Origin of the sequence: Nocardia sp. NPDC051750 (assembly GCF_044453135.1) — a bacterium.
GTDB lineage: Bacteria > Actinomycetota > Actinomycetes > Mycobacteriales > Mycobacteriaceae > Nocardia.
This window is the reverse complement of the sequence record NZ_JBITCK010000004.1, coordinates 132,069-152,291: the sequence shown is the minus strand read 5'-3', so window position 1 is coordinate 152,291 and position 20,223 is coordinate 132,069. Positions and strand designations below refer to the sequence as shown.

Below are 20,223 nucleotides of genomic sequence, written 5' to 3'. Positions count from 1 at the left end.
TCCGGGCGCCAACCAGGCCTGCCGGCCACCAGGAACGCGAACAGCAGCGCGGCGCCGAAGGTGATCAGCAGCCAGATCCTGTCCCGCAGAGCGAGTAGTACTGCCGCTGTGCCCGTACATATACTCAGGCAATGCTTGATCCCCTCAGCCTTGCGGTCGGCGCCGGCCTCGTAGTAATCGGCTGGGCCGGTGGCCGGTTCGGGGTCCGCCGGGCACGATCGGGGCGGAAACTTCCCGCGCGCTGTGGTTGCGGTCATGATCTGGCGCTGCACGACCGTGCCACCGGTACCTGTCACGCCGAGGATTCCCGGAGGGGCACCCACGGCTTGCGCGAGTGGGTTCAGTGCCACTGCCGCCGCTACACCGGACCGACCCCGCTGGAGGACGTGTTCTCCTCCCCCATCCTCCCGCCCGAGTCCTGATCGGTAGCGAAAACAACAGCACCGCAACGGAATTACATTTCGGGCGCACCACTCGACGCGTACACCTCAGCCCGGCCACGCTGTCGACCCGTTCGTCTGCACGCGGCCATAGCACCGGTGGCCGCTATTCGGCGATCACCACCCCTCGGCGAAAAGCACGATTGCCCGCCTCCGCGTATCGCGAAGGCGGGCAATCGTGTCGACCGGTGGCTCAGTGCGCGAGCACCGGTTCGCCCTCGGCCGGAGCGGGGAGCGTGTTCGGCAGCAGTGCCGCGAGCACCACCGCGCCCAGGACGAACACACCGGCGGCCCAGGCGAAGCTGGTGATGTAGCTCTCGATCGCCGACTGCGCGACGGTGATCCCGTCCGGTGTCCGGCCGGCCAGGTAGTCACCGGCGGCCGAGGCCGCGATGGTGCTCAGCAACGCCGTGCCGATCGAACCGCCGACCTGCTGACTGGTGTTGATCATTGCCGACGCGACCCCGGCGTCGTCGTGCCGCACCCCGGCGGTCGCGCTCTGGAACGCGGTCGACATCGCCGCACCGAGGCCGAGCCCGAGCAGCACCAGAGCCGGCAGGATGTGGGTGGCGTATCCGGTATCGAGACCGATCTGCGTCAGCCAGAGCATGCCGATCGCGGCGATCCCGAATCCGCCGGCGACCGCTACCTTCGGGCCGACCTTCGGCAGCAGCAGCGACGGGGTCGTGGTGGACGAGGCCACCATCCCGGCCACCATCGGCAGGAACGCCACACCGGTCATGATCGGCGAGTAGCCCAGCGTCAGCTGCATGTAGTAGGTCAGGAACAGGAAGATCGCGAACATCCCGATTCCCATGACGAACACTGCCAGGTACGCGCCGCCCCGGGTGCGGTCGAGCACGATACGCAGTGGCAGCAGCGGGTGGGCCACCCGTGTCTCCAGCCAGACGAACAGGGCGAGCAGTGCCGCGCCGCCGATCAGGAACAGGAGGGTGGCCGAATCCGTCCAGCCCTCGCTCTCGGCGTGCGAGAACCCGTAGACGATGCTGAACAGCGCGGCGGTGACCACGGCCGTGCCCGGGATATCGAGTTTCGGCCGCGCGCCGCCGGCATGCTTGGCCAGCAGCAGCACCGCGCCGACCAGGGCGACGGCCGCGAAGATCAGGTTCACGAACATCACCCACCGCCAGGAGGCCCATTCGGTGAGCGCGCCGCCGAGCAGCAGGCCGATGGCGCCACCGGTACCGGCGACGGCGCCGAAGATACCGAAGGCCTTCGCCCGTTCGGACGGTTCGGTGAAGGTGACCGTGAGCAGCGATAATGCCGCCGGCGCGAGCAGCGCCCCGAAGACGCCCTGGCCGACCCGGGACGCGACCAGCATCTCGAAGTTGGCGGCGGCACCGCCGAGCGCGGACGCCACCGAGAACCCGATCAGGCCGATGATGAAGGTGTTGCGCCGGCCGAACAGGTCACTGAGCCGGCCGCCGAGCAGCAGCAGGCTGCCGAAGGCCAGGGCGTAGCCGGTGATCACCCATTGCCTGCTGGCGTCGTCGAAACCGAGGTCGCGCTGGGCCTCGGGGAGTGCGATGTTCACCACGGTCGCGTCGAGCACGACCATGAGCTGGGCGACACCGAGCACGGCGAGGACCCACCATCGCAGCGCGTGCGAACCGCGCCTGCCTGTCGGTATTTCCTGCGCGGATGGACCGCGATCGATCGTGGTGGTCATCTCGCCCCTTGAAGTATGATTCAACCGGAGGAGGTTCCTCCGCTTACCTGAACGCTAACACAATAACGGAGATAACACCTCCACTTAATCCCGGCGTTGATAGACTGCGGCTGTGAAACCCGCCACGACCCTGCGCTCACCTCGGCGTCTGCGTGCCGACGCCGCCCGCAATCAGCTACGCATCGTCGAGGCCGCCCGCGAGCTATTCGCCGACCGCGGGCTCGAGATCACCCTCGACGATGTCGCCGAACGCGCGGGCGTGGGAGTCGGCACGGTCTACCGCCGCTTCGCGAACAAGACCGAACTCATCTCCGAGGTCTTCGAACACCACCTCGACGAATTCGCCGGAGCCGCCGAAGCGAGCAAACGGGAACCCGACCCGTGGCTCGGGCTCGTCCAGTTCGTCGAGTACGCCTGCCGGCACCTGGCCGCCAATCGCGGGTTCAGCAATGTCATTCTCGAGCTCGACCTCGACACCGAGCGGTTCCACCGCCTGCGCGACCGGATCAAACCGGCCGTCGCCGCGATCGTCACCCGCGCGCGCGACGCCGGAGTCCTGCAGCCCGATATCGAACCGTCGGACCTTTTCGCGATGATCCATATGGTCGACGGCCTCGCCGAGTTCGCCAAACCGATCAATCCCGAGATCTGGCGGCGCTATATGGCGATCGCGCTCAACGGCATTCGCACCGATACGGTCCCGCGCCGGGAACTACCGGTCCGCGCGCTGACCGACGACGAGGTCGATCAGGCCAAGCACGCCAAGCACTCCCCCTGCGCCGGCCGCCGTCGCTGACCACCAGCCCGTTCTGCGCGAATAGCACTCCAGTTCAACAAATCTCGTGAACCCCGCCCGCCGGCCGGAACTACTCGGCCTCCAGCTGATCGAGTAGTTCGACCGCGGCGCGGGTGTATTCGCCGATCCAGCGATCGTGGATCCGTTTGATCGGCATCGGGGCCAGCGCCAGATGACGCTCACGGCCCACTTTGCGGCCGGTCACCAGGCCCGCCCGCTCCAGCACGCGCAGATGCTGCAGCACCGTCGTGCGGTCCAGTGCGGAAAAAATCTCACACAGCCCACCCGTGGTGCGTGGCGATTCCCTGAGCGCGTCGAGCATGGCGCGCCGAGTCGCCGACGCCAGCGCTTTGAACACGAGGTCGTCGGGGTCCTTGTCATCAACCGCAGACATGTTGTAAATTTATCACATGTCAGATTTGAAAGAACTCTCCTTCACCGTGTCCGGCCGAGTCGCCCGCCCCTGCGCCGAGGTGTACGAGGCCGTCGCCGATCCCGCCCAGCTGTCGAGGTACTTCACCACCGGCGGCGCGCGCGGACGGCTCACCCCGGGATCCGAGGTGACCTGGGATTTCCACGACTTCCCGGGCGCCTTCCCGGTACAGGTACTGAAAGCCGCCCCACCCCGCACCATCGTCATCCAGTGGGGCGGCGAAGCGGCGGCCGGCGAGGCCGGCGTCACCACCACGACATTCGAATTCGAACCGATCGACGACGACACCCGCACCCTCGTCACCATCACGGAATCCGCGTGGCGGCCGTCGGAGGAGGGCGCGAAGAACGCCTTCGGCAACTGCGAAGGATGGACCGGAATGCTGGCCGCCCTCAAGATGTGGGTCGAGCACGGAATCAACCTGCGCGACGGCTTTTACAAATAGTGTGCCGGTGATCAACAGGTCCGATGAAAATCCGGTGGATTCACCGGGCCGCGACCCGGCCCTGATCACCGGCAGTTCCGGTGATCAGGGCGACTTTCCGGAGCCTGCCGCTCAGCGGACCGCTATCGGATTGACGGGTGCGCCGACGGCGCCGGTTACCTTGATCGGGGCGGCGGTCAGGAAGAAATCGTAATGTCCGTCTTCCCGGCAGGCCTGCGCCAGCGCGTCGGGGTCCCACATCTCGCCCAGGAAGAGACCGATATTCGGGATCGCGACCTGATGCAGGGGCTGGAAGGCAACGTCGAATTCGTTCGGCCGTACTTCGAAACCCCAGGTGTCCGTGGCGATTGCCGCAATCTCGGTGTCGTGTAGCCAGTCGGCCGTGGTGAAGGACAGGCCCGGGGCGGGGCCGCCCGCGTACTCACCCCAGCCTTCGCGGCGCACGCGGGTCAACTGGCCGGTGCGCAGCACGACGATATCGCCGCGGCGGACCTCCGATGTGGGTCCCTGTGCGGCGATGGTCTGCTCGAGATGGGCCTGGGTGATCGCGAAACCGTCCGGAAGTTCACCATTTTCGCCGATCGCCCGGCCCACATCGAGCAGGACGCCACGACCGCAGATGACGTCGGCGACTGTTTCGATACCGGTGACCTGGTCGCCGAGACTGGTGACGACCTGGTCGGCCGGGCGGCCGTTCCAGGCGTGGCCGTGGTCGAAGATATGGCCGAGTCCGTCCCACTGGGTCGAGCATTGCAGGGGCATGGCGATTACATCGTCGGCGCCGCCGAGTCCGTGCGGGAAACCCTGGATCCCGGCGACGGCGTCGGTTCCGGTGTCGAGCATGGTGTGCACCGGATTGGTGCGCCGCCGCCAGCCCTTCTGCGGGCCGTCCATATCGAAGGACTGCGACAGGGAGAACGACCGGCCGGTGCGGATCGAGGCGGCCGCCGCGCGGCGGGTGGCGTCGTCGAGGTAGTTCATGGTGCCCAGGACGTCGTCGGTGCCCCAGCGGCCCCAATTCGAGACCCGGGCGGCCGCGGCGGCGATGGCGGCCTCGGGATCGGTGCGGTCCAGTTCGTCCGGGTTCACGACAGCCGTCCCTCGTCGAGTTCGGCGAAGGTGTCGCTCACCCAATCGGCGACGAAGGTGGTGACGTGCGGTAGGTGGTCGAGGCCGATGTGTTCGGTCGCGCCCTCCTCCGGGGTGAAGATCCGCAGCTCCCGTTTGGGGCTGTTGACCGCCTGGTCGTAGGACCGGTGCGCGTATTCGAGGGGGATCTGCCGGTCCTTCTCCCCGTGGGCGATCAGGAACGGCACGGTGATCTTCTCGACGACGCCGTCGAGGTGGATATCCTCGGCGAACTCGATGAAGGTCGGAATATCGGGCTGCCCCCACACCCACAGCACGTGATCCCAGTAGTGCGGGACCGGGTTCTCACCTTCGCGGTCGAGCCGCCGTTTCTGCACCGCGCCCCAGTTGTGGTTGGCACCCCAGGCCACAGACAGCGCGAGGCGTTTCTCGAAGGCCGCGGCCCGCGGCACGTAGTAGCCGCCGAGCGACCAGCCGGCCAGCCCGATCCGGTCGTTGCGGATATCGGCGCGAGCTTCGAGCCAATCGACGCAGGCGGCGGCCCACACCTCGGTGTCGATCCGCGCGGTGAGCCCTTGCAGCCGCAGCGCCTCGCCGCTGCCAGGGCAGTCGACCATCAGCGTGGAGATACCGCGGGCCGCCAGCTCGGTATGGATTCCGGCGCCGACCATCATCTCCTTGGTGGAATCCAGGCCGTTCCACATGATGATCACCGGGGTCGGGGAACCGTCGGCCGAGGCGTTGTGGAAGTACGCCGGAAGAGTCGTGTCCTCGTAGGGGATCGCGACCTTGGTGGTCGCGGGGTCGATCAGCGCGCACGACTTCAGCAGCAGATCGACACTGCGCTGATATTCGGCATTGCGACTCGGATCCCCGGCGCGCTGCATGCGCTCGGCCTGCGCGACATACACCGAGGCGCGGAAATACGCCTGCCCGGCGGTGCGCGGGTGGCCCGCTTTCTCCGCGTCCGCCGCCTGCTGTTCGAGCCGGTCGGCCACGGCCCGCCACGCCGCCATGAATTCGGCGGTACCCACATCGGAGCCCTGGGCGGCGAGTTCGCGGATGGGCCGGCAGGCGCGGTCGACCTCGTCGATCAGGCCGCCGCTGTTGAGCGTCGCGACGACGCCGAGGTTCCAGACGTAATTGCCCGGGAAGTATTCGAACATGATTTCCTCTGTTCAGTGGGTGGAATGTGGGGGCTGGTAGAGCGGGCGCAGGGCGTCGGAGACGGGTTTTGCGCCCGCGTGAGAAGCGGTACCGCCGTCGACGGGGATCTCGGCACCTGTCACATACGAGGCGCCGTCGCCGAGGAGGAACACGACAACGGACGCGACCTCGTCCGGGCTGCCCGCGCGGCCCAGCGGCGCGGCCGCGATCGAAGCGGCCCGGAATTCCGTGGGTGCCGATGCCGTCATCGGGGTTTCGATGAAACCGGGATGCACGGTGTTCACTCGGATTCCGCGTTCGCCGAGTTCCAGCGCCGCCGTCCGGGTGAGCCCGCGGACCGCCCATTTACTGGTCGTATAGGCCAGCGGGTAGTGCCCCTGGTTGCCGGCCAGGGACCCGATGAGAACGATCGAGCCGCCGGCCGGCATCAGCGGAGCCAGCGTCTGGATCGCCTGCAGCGGACCGCCGACGTTCACCGCGTGGGTGTCGGCGAGGGCGTCCGGGGTGACATCCCCGAGCCGCGCGCGCCAGGTGACACCCGCGCAGTTGACCAGACCGTGGACCGGTGCACCGGCGAGGTCGGCGGCCAGCGCCGCCCAGTCCCGCGGGTCACGCACGTCGAGCCGGCGGATATCGGTCCCCGCGACTCGATCCACCGCGATCACCCGGCCGCCGGCGGCAGTGACCGCCGCTGTGACCGCGGCACCGATCCCGGACCCGGCCCCGGTGACGACCACGGTGCGTCCGGCGAGCGTCATACCGCTCCTCTCCGGAATGCCGGGTAGTCCCGGCGCCGTACCGAACTCAGGGCAGGTGCGGGATCAGCGATTCCGACCCGGCCGCTCAGGGAACCGATGCCCTCGACGGTCAACGTCACGACATCGCCCGGTTGCAGCGGCGGCGGGTCCTGTTCGCCGCGCCGGCCCCAGAGTTCGCCGAGGCAGCCACCGTTGCCGACGGTGCCCGAGCCGATCACATCACCGGGGACGACCCGGCTGTCGCGGGAGGCGTAGGCGATCATCGACTCGAAGGTCCAGCCCGCATTGCTGAGCACATCGCGGCCGATTTCGTTCCCGTTCACCGTGACTGCGCAGGCGAGGTCGAGGAAGCCGTCGGTGTCGCGGTACGGGTCGAGTTCGTCGGCGGTGACGATCCACGGCCCCAGACTCGTCGCGAAATCCTTACCTTTCGCCGGCCCGAGCGAAACCTGCATCTCCCGGCTCTGCAGATCCCGCGCCGACCAGTCGTTCATGATCGTGTACCCGAAGATCGCCTCCCGCGCCTGCTCCTCGGTGAGCGACCGGCCGGCCCGGCCCACGATCACGGCGACCTCGAGCTCGAAATCGCGGACCACGCAACTCGCCGGGAACGGTGCTTCCTCGTCCGGACCGAGGACGGCGTGCGGGTTGGTGAAGTAGAACGTCGGCGCGTCGTACCAGGCCTCGGGCACCCCGGACTTGCCGTCCACGCTGCGGCGCACGCCTTCGACGTGTTCCTCGAACGCCACACTGTCGCGAATGGACGCCGGCCGCAGCGGGGCCCGCAGCCGCACCTCGTCCAGCGGGAGCGCGGTCGCCTGCGCGCGTGCATGTTCCGCCAGCCGGTGTGCCTCGGGCAATCCGGCGTCGATCACATCCCGCATGCTCAGGCCCGGGGGAAACGGGTACACCGTGTCACCGTCGACGACCCCGACCCGGGTTTCCGCGAGGCCGGGCGCGGTGAATGTCGCGAGCCGCATCAGACCGGAGGCGCGACGAAGCAGCCGCGATCGGGGTCGTTGAACGATTTCTTCGCCACGAATTCCTCCATCGGGTTCGCGGTCCCCCACTGGTCGCTCACCGTGGGATCGGAGAAGTCGTACAGATGCGGATGCCAGGTGTCCTCGTCCAGTTCCTCCAGTTCGGTGGTGTATTCGACGGTGTTGCCGTGCGGGTCGAGGAAGTAGCTGAAGGTGTTGTTACCCGCCATGTGCCGGCCGGGGCCCCACACCTTCTCGACCCCACCGCGCAGCAGCCGGCCGGTACCGCGCATGTATTCGTCGATACCGCGCATTTCGAACGAGGCGTGGTGCAGCGAGACGTGCGGGCAGCGGGCGATGGCGATGCTGTGGTGGAACCGGTTGGTGCGCAGGAACCACATCATCTTCCCCATATGCGGGTGCATGAGCGTGTCCGACAGCGCGAACGCCAGATGCTTCTCGTAAAAGGCTACGGTCGCTTCGGGATTCGGTGAGTTGAGCACGACATGCGACAGCTTGACCGGCACCGCCTCCCCCATCTCGACCCGGCGGTGCTGCCGCACCGCCACCTCCGCCGACACCTCGACCGTGCGGCCGTCGTTGTCGAAGAAGCGGAATCCGTAACCACCACCAGGGGTTTGCAACTCACCGGGTTGTGTCACCAGCCGCACCCCGTCGGCGCCCAGCCGTTCGGCCAGGGTGTCGACATCGGCGGGAGTCGCCGCGCCGAACGCGATCAGGTCGAGCCGCTTCTCCTCGGCCCTGCGCAACCGCACCGAATACTGTTCGGGCGAGCCGGCCGCGGCCAGGAAAGCGACGTCCTTCTCGGTCGTCTCCGGTTCCAGCCCCCACATATTCGTGTAGAACTCGAACTGCTTGTCGTAGTCGGGGACGGCCAGATCGACATGGCGTAAATGGGTGATCAGTCGTTCGTTCATGCTGTTGCCCTTCCTTTCGGGTCGCTGACTTGCCCGGGAACCAATTCCCGGACCCTGCTCAGGCGGGCTCGGAAACCAGGTGGGAGATACGGGTCATCAGGCCGGCGACATCGCCCCGTTCCCCGTCGAGCAGCCACTGCCCCAGCTGGACCGACGATTCGACGACATCCTTCGCGCGCGGCAGCCGGCGGCCGGTGAACTCCCGCCACAGGTCCTCGGACACCGCATCGTGTGTGGTCAGCAGATCGGCCAGTACCGCGGCGTCTTCCAGGGCCTGCGCGCACCCCTGTGCCAGGGTCGGCGGGCAGCTGTGGGCGGCGTCGCCGATCAGCACGACCCGGCCGCGATTCCAGGGGCCGTCGATCACATGGCTTTCGAATTTCGCGTAATTGATCCGGTTCGGATCGGTCATCGAGGCCCGGACCTCGTCCCACGGCCCGTGGTACGCCGAAGCCAGCTCCAGCATCGCGGCCAGCCCGTGTTCCGGGGTGGGCCGGGCGTCGTCGCGGGCGTCTTCCACCAGGTAGGCGTAGAGGGTGTCCGGCCCGGTCGGGCAGTAACCGGCGATATAGGCCGGGCCGCCGTAATACAGATCGGTGCGGGTGATCGAGGCCGGGCGCGGGGCGAACAGCCGCCAGATACCCATACCGGTCGGCCGCGGCTCGATATCGATACCGAGGGCGCGACGCGTCCACGAATGGATTCCGTCCGCGCCGATGACGAGGTCGTAGCGGCCGGCGGACCCGTCGGAGAAATCGATAGCCACGCCGCTTTCGTCGGCGGCCAGGCCGGTGGGGGCGAGCCCGAAGCGGAGCTTCGCACCCGCCGCGCGGGCCCGGTCGACCAGGATGCGGGCCAGGTCCGGGCGGAACATCCCCATATTGGCCGGCAGGTCCGGCCCGCCGGAGCGCAGCTCGTCGAGTTCGACCAGCAGGGTGCCCTCGGCGTCCGGGGCGCGCAGGCCCAGCGTGTCGTAGGCGTAGCCCTTCGACCGCACCAGCTCCCAGACCCCCAGCTGACGAAGGACTCGTAACGCATTGCCCTGCAGAGTGATACCCGACCCCAGGGCAGCGATATCAGGCTTCGACTCGACCAGATCGACCGATATTCCGGCCTCGGCGAGCAGGATCGCGGTGGCCGTACCGGCAGAACCCGCGCCGATCACCAACACATTCCGGACAGCAGACACAACAGACTCCAGTGGCTCTCGTGACCTCGCCGCGTCCTCCGCAGCGAGGTGGTAGCGACCACTCTGCGACCCAGATCACCATCACGGAAGAGCAGATCACTTATGCTCACCATCCATCGCGTTTATGGTTCGAGGTATGACCTCCGGCGCGCTGCGAAACCTGGATCTGAACCTCTTGACAACACTCGACGCGCTGCTGACCGACCGCAACGTCACCCGCGCCGCCGAACAGCTGGGCCTGAGCCAGCCCGCGGTCTCGGCCGCGCTGCGGCGCCTACGCCGCCATTTCCACGACGAATTGCTGCACCGCAGCGGTAACCGATACGAACTCACCCCCTTGGCCGAACAGCTCCGCGAGCCGACCGCCGCGGCCCTGGTCGGGATCCAGCGGGTTTTCGACGCCGTCCCCACCTTCGACCCCGCCAGGTCCAGCCGGGAGTTCACCGTGCTGGTCTCCGACTACGCGGCGACGGTCTTCTGCGACCAGCTCGCGACCGTCCTCGCCGACCGGGCCCCGGGCGTGCGGCTACGCCTGGACCAGCAGACCGGCGCCCATATCGACCAGGCCCCCGAATCACTGCGCACCGCCGACGGCACCTTCCTGCCGCACGGTTTCCTGTCCGATATACCGTCCATCGATATGTTCACCGACAGCTGGGTGCTCATCGTGTCGGCGGACAATTCCGAGGTCGGTGACACGGTCACTCTCGAGCAGCTCGCCGAGTTGCCCTGGGTGGTCACCTATCACGCGCCGACCGCCTTCACCCCCGCGGCCCGGCAGCTGCGGATGATCGGTATCGAACCCGATATCCGCGTGGTGGTGCAGAGTTTCCTCGCCGTGCCGTTCATGGTCACCGGCACCCGCTGCGTCGCCTTGCTCCAGCGCCGGCTCGCCGACCGGCTGGCCGCCGCGGCGAACGTCCGGATACTCCCCTGCCCATGGGAGGTGGTGCCGCTGGTGGAGGCGTTCTGGTGGCATCCCACCCATCGCGCGGACCCGGCCCACCAGTGGTTGCGGACCGTCCTGCGCGAGGTGGGATCCGAACTCGGCGCCGCCGGCGAGCACACACCGGGACGGCCCGGACCGCACCGGTCGTGATCCGGGAAGTCCGGGCCGTGGGCGAACACAGCGCCCGTGCCGAGGCAGCCACTGTGCGGCGCGCCGATCAGGCCGACGGCACCCGGGGCCGGTGGTAGTGCAGTTTTTCGACCAGCGGTGCATCGGAGAAGCGGAACAGATCCAGTTCCGTATCGGCTTCCAGCGACCACGGCACCCACGACGGGACCACGAAGAGATCTCCCGTGGTCAGGGCACGTTCCTCGGCGCCCAGTGTCACCCGGCCGTCACCCTGGAACACCTGCCAGACCGAGGAACCGACCTCGCGGCGCGGCGCCGTGGCGGCCCCGGCGCGGAGGCGGTGGAACTCGCAGCGGATCGTCGGCAGGACATCGCCGCCGGTGGTGGGGTCGGTGTATTTGATCGCCGCATGACCCGGTTCGACGGTGGCCGCGTAGCCCTCCTGCTCCAGCAGCAGTTGTTCGGTGAGCGCCCGGTCGGTGTGTTCCCAGCGGTAGGCGGCTATCGGGGTCGACCCCGATGGTTCCCGCGCGACGAGCGGGGTGAGGCCCGGATGCGCCCACAAGCGCTCCGACCGCGACACCGGCGGTGTGCTGGTATCGGTCACCGATTCCGGGCCGAATTCGAAGAACCCGAGATCGAGATCGTGGGCGAGGGGGACATCGAGGCCGTCGATCCACGCCATCGGCTCGTCGGTTTCGTTGTGATGGCCGTGGAAGCACCAGCCCGGGGTCATCAGCAGATCGCCGCGCCGCATCGCGACCGGGTCGCCGTCGACGACCGTCCACACGCCCTCACCTTCGATCACGAAACGGAAGGCGTTCTGGGCGTGCCGATGTTCCGGGGCGGTTTCGCGGGGCCCGAGCCATTGGATCGCGCACCACAGCGTCGGGGTGGCGTATGCGGTGGGCGCCAGACCGGGATTGGCCAGCCCGATCGCCCGGCGTTCCCCGCCGCGGCCCACGGGCACCAATTCGCCCGAGCGCCGGGCGATATCGAGCAGCTCCGACCATTCCCACACGTGCGGTAGTGCGGCAGGGGCCGGGGCGGCGGGCATCAGATCGCCGGTCTGGGTCCACAGGGGTGCCGTCGAGTTGCGCGCGAAATCGGCGTAGAGGCGGTCGAGTTCGGCAGTCGATTCCTCGGTGGTGATGTTCTCGCTGGTCACGAATATTCCTCGGTAGGTGGAGTGGGAGGGGTTCGCCGGTCAGCGCGCGACAACAGAGGCGCCCGCGCCGGGCTCCGGTTCGGCGGCGCTGCCGCGGCGTTCCGCGAGCACCGGGCGGCGGGTGCGCATGGCGTAGATCGCGACGGCACCGGCGAGCATGGGCAGCACGAACAGGAAGTAGATACTGCGGGGAGCCCAGTCGAGGTCGAGGAGCGCACCGGCGAGTATCGGCGACAGGATGGCGCCCACGCGGCCCAGGCCGATGATCAGGCCGACCGCCGTCGCCCGGATCGAGGATCCGTAGTACATGGGCCCGATCGAGAACATGCCCGCCATCACTGCGCTGGTGGTCAGGCCGAGCAGCGCGGCGGTCGCGAAGGCCGCGTTCAGCGATTCCACGGAGACCGCGTACAGCCCGAAGGCGGCGCCCGCCAGAACGAACAGCGCGGTGAGGGTCCGGCGCACACCGAACCGGCCGGCCAGGGGTCCGAAGATCAGTGCACCGGCGATTCCGCCGGCACTGAACAACACGCCCGCCTGCACACCGTCGGCGTTGGTGAAGCCGCTGCTGGTGACGAGTTTCGGTGTCCACGAATTGGCGAAGTAGAAGCCCGCCATGAGCACGAAGAAGCTGAATCCCAGGAGCAGGGTCGTCACCGGATTCGCACCCGTGGCGAGTTCTTTCCAGCGGCCGGCGGAGCCGCGGGCACGCTGCGGTGCCGGTGGCAGTGTCGCCAGTTCCGGTTGACCCAGCCGGACCAGGATCGCGTTCGCCCGTTCCAGCGCGTTCGCCGGACGCCGGGTGAGCAGATAGTCGAGCGATTCCGGCAGTACCGCGAGTGCGACCAGCGCCGTCACCAGCGTCGCCGCGGCACCGAACAGGAACACTGCCCGCCAATCGAACTGCGCCAGCAGCACACCCGCGATGATCCCGCCGACCGTACCGCCGATCGGCTGGCCGGCCGTGTAGACGCTGATCGCGGTCGACCGGGAGCGGGCCGAAGAGTATTCGGCGACCATGACATTCAGGCAGGCCTGCAGCGTGCCGATGGCCAGCCCGGTGAGAACCCGTACGGCGAGCAGCATCGTGAACCCCGTGGCCAGCGCGGACAGCGCCATCCCGGCCGCGACCACGAACGCGCACACCACGATGGTCCGGCGGCGGCCGACGATATCGGCGACCTGCGAGAGGACGATCGACCCGACGGCCATCCCGATCAGCGCGGCACTGAGCAGCGCCCCCAGCTGGGAGCCGGACAGTTCCCATTCGTCGGAGATATGCGAGGCGCTGAACGCCAGCGCGAGGACATCGAATCCGTCGAGCATGTTCAGCAGTACGCATACCGCGACCACGGCGTACTGCACCGGCCGCATCGGCGACGATTCGATCCGAGACTTGATATCCATGGTCTTATCCCCTGGCCGCATGGACGTCGTGCCGGGCGCCGGGCCGGTCGGCATAGGCGATGGCGTCCCGCCCGGTGACGCCGACCTCCAGCGTTCCGATACCGCCGATCGCCAACCGGATCCGCGCACCGTCGTGTAGCGGGCCCACACCGGCGGGTGTGCCGGTGGCGATGATGTCACCGGGGTGCAGGGTCATCACCGAACTGCTGTAGGCGACGAGTTCGGCGACCGAGAAGATCAGCTCGGAGGTGTCGGTCTGCTGCCGTAGCTCGTCGTCGACCCAGCAGCGCAGCGACAGGTTGCCGGGGTCACCGATCTCGTCGGCGGTGACGATCCACGGTCCGAGCGGGGTGAAGGTGTCGAACGATTTGCGGGTCGAGCGGTCCTCGGTGGAGCGCACGGTGATATCGAGGACCCCGGTGTAACCGAATACGTGGTCGAGCGCGTCGTCGACGCTCACGTTCCGCGCTGTGCGGCCGATGACGATCGCGAGCTCGCCTTCCTGGTCGGTCCGCATATCGCTGTACGGGAGCACCACCTGCTCCCCCGGGCCGATCACCGAGGAGTTGGCCTTGAGGAACACACCGTATTCGGCGATGGTCTTCTGCTCGTGCATCTCGACCTTGTGATCGAGGTAGTTGACCGGAGCCGCGACGATCTTGCCGGGACGCGAGAGCGGTGCCCGTAACGCGGCGCCGTCCAGCGGTTGGACGGGGCATGCGGACGAGTCTATGGCGACGAGGTCGGCCACCCGACCGCCCTGTTCGAGCCACGGCAGCCAAGGTCCGCCGTAGGGACCGGGCGTGGTGGGCAGGTGTTCGGTGACGTCGTAGACGCCACCACCGGAGACGACGGCGGCGCGATCGCCGTCGAGAACTGCTAGACGCATGAGCGAAATACCTTGTCTGGGAGAGAATTCGGGCTCAGGAGTGGACCGGTTCGGGAACCGGGTCGAAGAGGGGGCCGCGATAGACCCAATCCGCGTGGTCGTAGAGGTCGGCGGTATCGAGCCGGTCGAGCAGTTCGTTGCGCACGTGGCGGTGCACGCCGCGGGCGTGGCAGATCTCGCCGAACATGCGCGCCTTGGTCTGCACCTCGGCCGTCCGCGGAATCCGGGCTTCGGTGAAGCGGCGGATCACCTCCGGCCATTCGATATCGCCGGATCGCTCGCGGACCAGCGTTTCGAGGGTGCTCGCATCCTCGAGTGCCTGGCAGCAGCCCTGGGCCAGGTACTGCAGCATGGGATGGGCCGCGTCGCCGGTGAGGACCAGGCGGTCGCGACCCCAGTCGTCGGCCGGCAACCGATCGTAGAGCGGCCACCGGCGTTGTTTGCCGATATGCGCGATCGCCGCCCGCACTTGCGGATGGCATTCCGCGAAGGCGGCCTCGAGTTCGTCGACCCCGCCGAAGTCCGCATCGCCGCGCAGGAAGCCCGGTGATTCGAAGACCGCGACCTGGTTGAGTACCTTGCCGGAACGCAGCCGGTACTGCACCAGATGGCAGCCGGGCCCGGCCCAGACCAGCACATCGTCGAGTTCGCGATCACCCGCGGGAACCTCGTCGATCGGGACGGTGCCGCGGTAGGCGACATACCCGGACGGCTGGAGTTCGTCGCCGACGATGGCCTGCCGCAGGACCGAATGCAGACCGTCGGCGCCGATCGTGGCCTGCGCGGCGAAGGTCCGGCCGCCGGCGGCGTGGGCGACGGTCCCGGTGGGCGTGGTGTCGACCCGTTCGATCCGCACATCGGTGCGTAAGTCGACCCCCGCCTTGCGGCAGGCGTCGAGCAGGATCGCGTGCAGATCGGTCCGGTGGATCACCACGTACGGGGTGCGGTAGCGGGCGCGGAAATCCTCGGTCAGCGGAAGCCGGGCGATCTCCGCACCGGAGATCGCGTCCCGCATAGCGATATTCTCCGGCGCCACACCCACCGCCCGCACCCGATCCAGCAGGCCCCACGAATCCAAGATCCGGGTGGCGTTCGGACCGAGCTGCAGCCCGGCGCCGATCTCACCGAACTCGCCGGCCTGCTCTACTACCACGACTTTCCGGCCGGCTCGGACGAGGCCGAGTGCGGTCGCGAGACCGCCGATGCCTCCACCGACCACCAGGACACCGTTATCCAGGTCACACTCAATCATGCGAAGAAGCATGAGTGCAGCGCCCCGGCGGACGGAATAAGATTCCGCTATGCGCAACCCACCACTGCCCGAACGGCCGCCCAGTGCGGTGGGCTCCCTCGACCGCGGACTCCGCCTGCTGCAACTACTGCGCGACTACGGCAGCCTGCGGGTGATGGACGCCGCCGCCGATCTGGATATTTCCCGTTCCAGCGCGCACCGGCTGCTGCAGACTCTGGCCTACCGAGGCTTCGCGGTAAAGGACGAATCCCACGTCTACTTCCCCGGCCCCTCGCTCGACGCGGCGCCGGCCCGGCTCGCCTGGACCAAAACCTTCCGCGCGCTCTGCCAGCCACATCTCGAAGTCCTGTCCCGGCGCAGCGGCGAATCGGCCAACCTGATGTTCCGGGTCCGCGACACCGTACGGTTCCTGGTCACGGTCCGCGCCCAGTCGGTGTACGCCACCAACGACCGCAACGGAGTAGTGATGCCGGCGCACCGGGCGTCGGGCGGAAAGGTATTGCTGGCAACCCTGCCCGAGGAAGAGCTACGTCAGCTCTATCGCCGATCGGGTCCCAGCGGCACCGCGATTCTCGACGAGGACGAATTTCATTCCCTGACACGGACTCTCGCACAGGTGTCAGCACGCGGGTTCGCCATCAACTTCGAGGAGACCGAACGCGGCGTCGCGGCTGTCGGGGTCGCGATCAACGACCGCGCGGGTCGTGCCGTGGGCGCGGTGTCGGTATCCAGCCATGCCGCGCGTTTCACCGGGCCCGCCGACCGGACCTTCGTCCCCCTGTTGCTCGACACCAAGGCCCAGATCGAAAAGGACCTGGAGATCATCGATCTGGAGATCCGGCACCGCTGAGACACGCGGCCGTCGCGGCGGAACGGCGATTCGAGCGGGCGGCGGTGACGGCCCGCTCCTTGCGGCGACTAGTATCCGGCAGATGTCGTTGCCGAGTGATATGCCTGCGTTCAATCGGTCAGTGGTGGAGAACTTCCGCGCGGGCGGTGGGGAGATCACGATGGACGGGATGCTGAAGGGGGCCGATCTCGTCCTGCTGACCACCGTCGGCCGCCGGAGCGGGCGGCAACATATCGTGCCGCTCGGCTACCTGATCGACGACGATCGAATCGTGTTGTGGGCGTCCAACATGGCCGCGGCCGAACACCCGGCGTGGTACCGGAATCTGGTCGCCAATCCGCAGGTCATCGTGGAACGGCCCACCCCGGCGGGTATCGACCTGTTCACCGGCACCGCGGGCACCGCCACCGGGGCCGAACGCGAGCGCCTGTTCGGAATGCTGGAAGACCGGTTTCCCCATATGGCCGCGCACCAGCAGCAGACCGAGCGGGAGATCCCCCTCGTAGTGGTGGAACGAGTCTCGGGGCTCCCCGACTAGGCTCCGTCGCCTCGGGGAGAAGCCATACACCGGACAACCCGCCGCCCGGCCGGGCTCCTGCGATTCCGCTGCCGCCGGCCGGTTCCGGCAGCAGCGGGGTGGGCTGTCCGACCGTCGGCCACCAGGCGGGTCCAGGTGGGAACACAGCGGAACATCGGCGCAACGGGGGTTACAAAGAGAGGATGTTTACCTGGCTGAGAGAATGTTATTCTCTTAATCCACGAGTTATCTTCTCGTTATTCACGTCGATAATTCTCGAAGGGGCGATCCGATTGCTCATCCATCGAATCGACCGGCACTCCGTGCGCACGCACGTCCGGCCCACCCCCGGGACGAAGCTCCAGCAGTAGGAAATCCATGATCCTGCGAATGTGTATCGAGTCCGCCCAGAGCATCCTCGACGGCGCATTACCCGAACTCGATCTGGCACGATTCCAGCAGGCCGCCGCCTGGAGCGCGCGCACCGGCCGGCCGATCGAAGACGTTCACCACGCCGTCTGCCAGGGCTTCCTGCTCGGTATTGCCTCGACAGATCGACCACCCGACTCCGCCGACGCGTTCGAGACCCTGCGCCGCACGACCCGCGCAATGATCGACACGCTCGGCACCATCTCCGCGACCCTGTCCCGGTCCTACCTCAGCGAACTGCAGGCGATCGGCGACGAACAGCACAGCAGCGCACTCACCCTCGTCTCCACACTACTGGCGGGCCGCCGCACCTCGGCGGTGGCTCGCGAAATCGGATTCGATATCGACGGCGCCTATTCGGTGCTGGCGCTGATGATCCCGGCTTCGGACGACCCGGAAACGCACCGGCACAACGGGTCCGGGCATTATGCGGCAAGCGTCAGGGAAACCCTTGCCGAAATATACGGCGACTCGGCGCTGTCCCAGGTGTCCGATAACGGTGGCACGATAATGCTCCCGGATTCCGCGATGCACGCCCACACCCTGGACGATCTGATCGCCCGGCTCTCGGACGCGCTCGGCCTCCCCGTCCTCGCGGCCGCAGTCACGGGGTCGGGCCCCGGAATCCCCGCCGTGGCCGAGCAGGCTCGCGAATTACTGGATATGGTCTACCGCCTCGGTTATCGCCGGGGCCTGCACCGCTTCGACGATCTGGCCCTGGAGTTCCAGCTCACTCGCCGCGGTCCCGCCCGGAAATCGCTCGGCGCGGTACTGGATCCGCTCGACGCACACCCCGATCTGCTGCGGACGCTCGAATGCCATATCGCCACCGATTTCAATCGCCGGCGCACCGCCCGCGCGCTCCACGTGCACACCAATACCGTGGACTACCGGCTCCAGCGCATCGCCAAGCTGACCGGACTCGACCCGGCCGAACCCTCCGGGTTCTGCCGTCTCCGATCCGCCGTTCTCACCCGCAGTTACCTGCGCTCGGAAACCCATAACCCGGCCACACAGCCCAGGGAACCCGCACCTGCCCTGCCACGGTGAACCCGTACCGCACCGCGGCGCGCGGGCTCGCGGCGCCGACAGTCGCGCGCCGCGAGCCGACCAGCGCCTGCTCGTTCTCTCCTTTGCGGCTACAGCGACCAGGGAGAATGGGCATATCGGTTGCTTTTCGGCGATTACTACCGGAACCCCGGCCGCCGGAATCAGGCGGTTCGAACCCCATGTGCCGGGCAGTCCGACGAGTGACTCGGATCATCGGCCTTTCGATGCGGCGATACGGTCGAGACGCTCGTACTGATGGTCGGTGAGTTCCAAACGGGCTGCCCCGAGGTTCTCGGTGAGGTGGCTGGGCGAGGCGGTGCCCGGGATGGGCACGACGACGCGCGACCGACGCAACAGCCAGGCGAGGACGACCTGGGTGGCGGTAGCGTCGAGCTCGCGAGCAACCGCAGCGATCACGGCAGTCGCGCCCGCAGTGCCGGCGACCACAGGCCGCCACGGCAGGAAAGCGATACCGGCTTGCTCGCAAGCATCGACGACCGGGTCGTATTCGCGGTCGAGGATGTTGTAGCGGTTCTGCACACTCACGATTTCCACGGTTTCGCGAGCCTCGGCGAGCTGCGCGGCGGTGACCTCCGACAGGCCGATGTGGCCGATCTTTCCCTCATCACGCAGGTCGCCCAGCACCCCGACCTGGTCAGCGAGCGGAATAGCCGGGTCGATGCGGTGCAGTTGCATGAGGGCGATCCGGTCCACCCGCAACCGACGCAGAGCATCGTCGACCTGACGGCGCAGAAAACGTTCACTGCCGTTGTAAACCGCCCCGTCGGGGTGGTCGCGCCGGCGCTCGACGCCGAGTTTGGTCGCCACCAGGAGCCCCTCGGGATAGGGATGAAGGGCCTCGGCGACGAGTTCCTCGTTGGCGCCCCAACCGTAGAGATGCGCCGTGTCGATCAATGTGACACCGAGTTCGACAGCCCTGCGCAGCAACCCGATCGAAGCGAAGCGGGCATCATCCGGTTCGGTGGACAGCCGCATCGCACCGAAGCCCAGACGATGCACGCGAGATCCGGCAAGGTCGAGGGTGAGAGTCGTCATGAGTCCCTTCCGAGTCACGCCATAGGGTGGCACTCCTGTACCGCGCGCACGCCGCCGACCTCGTCTCGCGGACCGGGCTCGCCTGGAGCTACGACGGTATCCGGTTCGACCGCGAACCCCGCCCCGTCCCGGTGCCCGAGCACCCGTACGAGAGCGCCGGCTGCGAGGACCCGCGCATCACCTGGATCGCCGGCATCTTCTACCTGACCTACACCGGTTTCGACGGGACCACCGCCCAGCTGTGCCTGGCCACCTCCAGCGATCTGCGCACCTGGACCGAGCACGGCCCCCTCTTCCCCGGCTTCAACACCTGGAGAACCCTGCCCTACGGACCCGGCCGGCCGTGGAGCAAAGCCGTGGTCATCCACCCGGAACCGTGGCTCCGGCCGACGACGTCCGCGGAAACCGGCGGGCTCGCCGGCAGTGTCACGTTCGTCGAGGAGCTGGTCCACTTCCACGGACGCCGGCTGGCCTACTACGGCCAGGGCGACACCACCCTGGCCGTCGCGATCCACACCCCGCGAAGGCGCACACAAGGCAACCCGGCGCTGCTCCCAGGGGTGCGCGGTGGCCCGGGCCGGCAGCGTAGAGGCAGTCTGTAA

Annotated in this window: 21 protein-coding genes; 8 read left to right on the top strand and 13 right to left on the bottom strand. The window is 67.8% G+C overall.

All coding sequences use genetic code 11. The features are described 5' to 3' along the window. Window positions 1–131: 131 nt before the first annotated feature. The gene (locus ACIA75_RS19040) at window positions 132–422 is read left to right on the top strand and encodes a hypothetical protein (protein ID WP_397105638.1); all 291 of its coding nucleotides are present in this window, start codon (window positions 132–134) and stop codon (window positions 420–422) included. 211 nt (window positions 423–633) lie between these two features. Here the strand turns inward: ACIA75_RS19040 and ACIA75_RS19035 are convergent, their stop codons facing one another. Then, window positions 634–2,130: an MFS transporter gene (locus ACIA75_RS19035; protein WP_397105636.1), complete on the bottom strand. Its 1,497-nt coding sequence runs from the start codon at window positions 2,128–2,130 to the stop codon at window positions 634–636. Window positions 2,131–2,242: 112 nt separating this feature from the next. On the opposite strand from ACIA75_RS19035, the gene ACIA75_RS19030 reads away from it, so the two are divergent. Beyond that, a complete protein-coding gene (locus ACIA75_RS19030; RefSeq protein ID WP_397105634.1) occupies window positions 2,243–2,926 on the top strand; it encodes a TetR/AcrR family transcriptional regulator in 684 nt (227 codons plus the stop codon). Window positions 2,927–2,996: 70 nt separating this feature from the next. Here ACIA75_RS19030 and ACIA75_RS19025 read toward each other — a convergent pair whose 3' ends face one another. Beyond that, window positions 2,997–3,320 carry an ArsR/SmtB family transcription factor gene (locus tag ACIA75_RS19025; RefSeq protein WP_397105632.1) on the bottom strand — a complete coding sequence of 108 codons (324 nt, stop codon included), beginning with the start codon at window positions 3,318–3,320 and terminating at the stop codon, window positions 2,997–2,999. 16 nt (window positions 3,321–3,336) lie between these two features. Between ACIA75_RS19025 and ACIA75_RS19020 the strand changes: the two genes are divergently transcribed. Beyond that, the gene (locus tag ACIA75_RS19020; protein WP_397105630.1) at window positions 3,337–3,804 is read left to right on the top strand and encodes an SRPBCC domain-containing protein; all 468 of its coding nucleotides are present in this window, start codon (window positions 3,337–3,339) and stop codon (window positions 3,802–3,804) included. 111 nt (window positions 3,805–3,915) lie between these two features. On the opposite strand, the gene ACIA75_RS19015 is transcribed toward ACIA75_RS19020, so the two are convergent. The 6 genes from ACIA75_RS19015 to ACIA75_RS18990 are packed head-to-tail and all read right to left on the bottom strand — an operon-like array spanning window position 3,916 to window position 9,925. Beyond that, entirely contained in the window at window positions 3,916–4,893 is a 978-nt protein-coding gene (locus ACIA75_RS19015; RefSeq protein ID WP_397105628.1) for a cyclase family protein, read from the bottom strand. Beyond that, window positions 4,890–6,059: an alpha/beta hydrolase family protein gene (locus ACIA75_RS19010; protein ID WP_397105626.1), complete on the bottom strand. Its 1,170-nt coding sequence runs from the start codon at window positions 6,057–6,059 to the stop codon at window positions 4,890–4,892. Before ACIA75_RS19010 ends, ACIA75_RS19015 begins: the two co-directional genes overlap by 4 nt. Before the next feature lie 12 nt (window positions 6,060–6,071). Then, window positions 6,072–6,818: an SDR family NAD(P)-dependent oxidoreductase gene (locus tag ACIA75_RS19005; protein ID WP_397105624.1), complete on the bottom strand. Its 747-nt coding sequence runs from the start codon at window positions 6,816–6,818 to the stop codon at window positions 6,072–6,074. Further along, window positions 6,815–7,798, bottom strand: a complete 984-nt coding sequence (locus tag ACIA75_RS19000; RefSeq protein ID WP_397105622.1) for a fumarylacetoacetate hydrolase family protein — start codon at window positions 7,796–7,798, stop codon at window positions 6,815–6,817. The genes ACIA75_RS19005 and ACIA75_RS19000 overlap by 4 nt, the downstream gene beginning before the upstream one ends. Further along, on the bottom strand, window positions 7,798–8,736 hold the full coding sequence (locus ACIA75_RS18995; RefSeq protein WP_397105620.1) for a VOC family protein: 939 nt from the start codon (window positions 8,734–8,736) through the stop codon (window positions 7,798–7,800). Before ACIA75_RS18995 ends, ACIA75_RS19000 begins: the two co-directional genes overlap by 1 nt. Window positions 8,737–8,794: 58 nt before the next feature. Further along, a complete protein-coding gene (locus ACIA75_RS18990) occupies window positions 8,795–9,925 on the bottom strand; it encodes an FAD-dependent oxidoreductase (protein WP_397105618.1) in 1,131 nt (376 codons plus the stop codon). Between the two features lie 136 nt (window positions 9,926–10,061). Here ACIA75_RS18990 and ACIA75_RS18985 point away from each other — a divergent pair, with 136 nt between their 5' ends. Next, window positions 10,062–11,024 carry a LysR family transcriptional regulator gene (locus ACIA75_RS18985; RefSeq protein WP_397105616.1) on the top strand — a complete coding sequence of 321 codons (963 nt, stop codon included), beginning with the start codon at window positions 10,062–10,064 and terminating at the stop codon, window positions 11,022–11,024. 67 nt (window positions 11,025–11,091) lie between these two features. Here the strand turns inward: ACIA75_RS18985 and ACIA75_RS18980 are convergent, their stop codons facing one another. Genes ACIA75_RS18980 through ACIA75_RS18965 form a run of 4 tightly spaced genes read right to left on the bottom strand, consistent with a single transcriptional unit; the run spans window position 11,092 to window position 15,719 of the window. Then, a complete protein-coding gene (locus ACIA75_RS18980) occupies window positions 11,092–12,171 on the bottom strand; it encodes a cupin domain-containing protein (RefSeq protein WP_397105614.1) in 1,080 nt (359 codons plus the stop codon). A gap of 39 nt (window positions 12,172–12,210) precedes the next feature. Further along, window positions 12,211–13,578, bottom strand: a complete 1,368-nt coding sequence (locus ACIA75_RS18975; RefSeq protein WP_397105612.1) for an MFS transporter — start codon at window positions 13,576–13,578, stop codon at window positions 12,211–12,213. 4 nt (window positions 13,579–13,582) lie between these two features. Beyond that, window positions 13,583–14,467: a fumarylacetoacetate hydrolase family protein gene (locus ACIA75_RS18970; protein WP_397105610.1), complete on the bottom strand. Its 885-nt coding sequence runs from the start codon at window positions 14,465–14,467 to the stop codon at window positions 13,583–13,585. Between the two features lie 34 nt (window positions 14,468–14,501). Next, window positions 14,502–15,719 (bottom strand): FAD-dependent monooxygenase, encoded by a 1,218-nt coding sequence (locus ACIA75_RS18965; protein ID WP_397105608.1) that lies wholly within the window; start codon window positions 15,717–15,719, stop codon window positions 14,502–14,504. Window positions 15,720–15,768: 49 nt separating this feature from the next. Here ACIA75_RS18965 and ACIA75_RS18960 point away from each other — a divergent pair, with 49 nt between their 5' ends. From ACIA75_RS18960 to ACIA75_RS18950, 3 genes are all read left to right on the top strand, one after another. Continuing rightward, the gene (locus tag ACIA75_RS18960; protein ID WP_397105606.1) at window positions 15,769–16,569 is read left to right on the top strand and encodes an IclR family transcriptional regulator; all 801 of its coding nucleotides are present in this window, start codon (window positions 15,769–15,771) and stop codon (window positions 16,567–16,569) included. A gap of 82 nt (window positions 16,570–16,651) precedes the next feature. Next, entirely contained in the window at window positions 16,652–17,107 is a 456-nt protein-coding gene (locus ACIA75_RS18955) for a nitroreductase/quinone reductase family protein (RefSeq protein WP_397105604.1), read from the top strand. 369 nt (window positions 17,108–17,476) lie between these two features. Continuing rightward, the gene (locus ACIA75_RS18950) at window positions 17,477–18,565 is read left to right on the top strand and encodes a PucR family transcriptional regulator (RefSeq protein WP_397105602.1); all 1,089 of its coding nucleotides are present in this window, start codon (window positions 17,477–17,479) and stop codon (window positions 18,563–18,565) included. 210 nt (window positions 18,566–18,775) lie between these two features. Here the strand turns inward: ACIA75_RS18950 and ACIA75_RS18945 are convergent, their stop codons facing one another. Further along, window positions 18,776–19,621, bottom strand: a complete 846-nt coding sequence (locus tag ACIA75_RS18945) for an aldo/keto reductase (protein ID WP_397105600.1) — start codon at window positions 19,619–19,621, stop codon at window positions 18,776–18,778. A gap of 26 nt (window positions 19,622–19,647) precedes the next feature. Between ACIA75_RS18945 and ACIA75_RS18940 the strand changes: the two genes are divergently transcribed. After that, window positions 19,648–20,223, top strand: coding sequence for a hypothetical protein (locus ACIA75_RS18940; RefSeq protein WP_397105598.1), 576 nt, complete (start codon window positions 19,648–19,650; stop codon window positions 20,221–20,223).

What these genes read in the sequence shown, in the direction of transcription:
- ACIA75_RS19010 (WP_397105626.1), bottom strand. Translation starts at nt 6,059, where the DNA reads ATGTTCGAATACTTCCCGGGCAATTACGTCTGGAACCTCGGCGTCGTC.
- ACIA75_RS19000 (WP_397105622.1), bottom strand. Translation starts at nt 7,798, where the DNA reads ATGCGGCTCGCGACATTCACCGCGCCCGGCCTCGCGGAAACCCGGGTC.
- ACIA75_RS18950 (WP_397105602.1), top strand. Translation starts at nt 17,477, where the DNA reads ATGTGTATCGAGTCCGCCCAGAGCATCCTCGACGGCGCATTACCCGAA.
- ACIA75_RS18985 (WP_397105616.1), top strand. Translation starts at nt 10,062, where the DNA reads ATGACCTCCGGCGCGCTGCGAAACCTGGATCTGAACCTCTTGACAACA.
- ACIA75_RS18995 (WP_397105620.1), bottom strand. Translation starts at nt 8,736, where the DNA reads ATGAACGAACGACTGATCACCCATTTACGCCATGTCGATCTGGCCGTC.
- ACIA75_RS18970 (WP_397105610.1), bottom strand. Translation starts at nt 14,467, where the DNA reads ATGCGTCTAGCAGTTCTCGACGGCGATCGCGCCGCCGTCGTCTCCGGT.
- ACIA75_RS19020 (WP_397105630.1), top strand. Translation starts at nt 3,337, where the DNA reads ATGTCAGATTTGAAAGAACTCTCCTTCACCGTGTCCGGCCGAGTCGCC.
- ACIA75_RS19025 (WP_397105632.1), bottom strand. Translation starts at nt 3,320, where the DNA reads ATGTCTGCGGTTGATGACAAGGACCCCGACGACCTCGTGTTCAAAGCG.
- ACIA75_RS18945 (WP_397105600.1), bottom strand. Translation starts at nt 19,621, where the DNA reads ATGACGACTCTCACCCTCGACCTTGCCGGATCTCGCGTGCATCGTCTG.
- ACIA75_RS18955 (WP_397105604.1), top strand. Translation starts at nt 16,652, where the DNA reads ATGTCGTTGCCGAGTGATATGCCTGCGTTCAATCGGTCAGTGGTGGAG.
- ACIA75_RS19035 (WP_397105636.1), bottom strand. Translation starts at nt 2,130, where the DNA reads ATGACCACCACGATCGATCGCGGTCCATCCGCGCAGGAAATACCGACA.
- ACIA75_RS18965 (WP_397105608.1), bottom strand. Translation starts at nt 15,719, where the DNA reads ATGATTGAGTGTGACCTGGATAACGGTGTCCTGGTGGTCGGTGGAGGC.
- ACIA75_RS19005 (WP_397105624.1), bottom strand. Translation starts at nt 6,818, where the DNA reads ATGACGCTCGCCGGACGCACCGTGGTCGTCACCGGGGCCGGGTCCGGG.
- ACIA75_RS19040 (WP_397105638.1), top strand. Translation starts at nt 132, where the DNA reads ATGCTTGATCCCCTCAGCCTTGCGGTCGGCGCCGGCCTCGTAGTAATC.
- ACIA75_RS18975 (WP_397105612.1), bottom strand. Translation starts at nt 13,578, where the DNA reads ATGGATATCAAGTCTCGGATCGAATCGTCGCCGATGCGGCCGGTGCAG.
- ACIA75_RS18960 (WP_397105606.1), top strand. Translation starts at nt 15,769, where the DNA reads ATGCGCAACCCACCACTGCCCGAACGGCCGCCCAGTGCGGTGGGCTCC.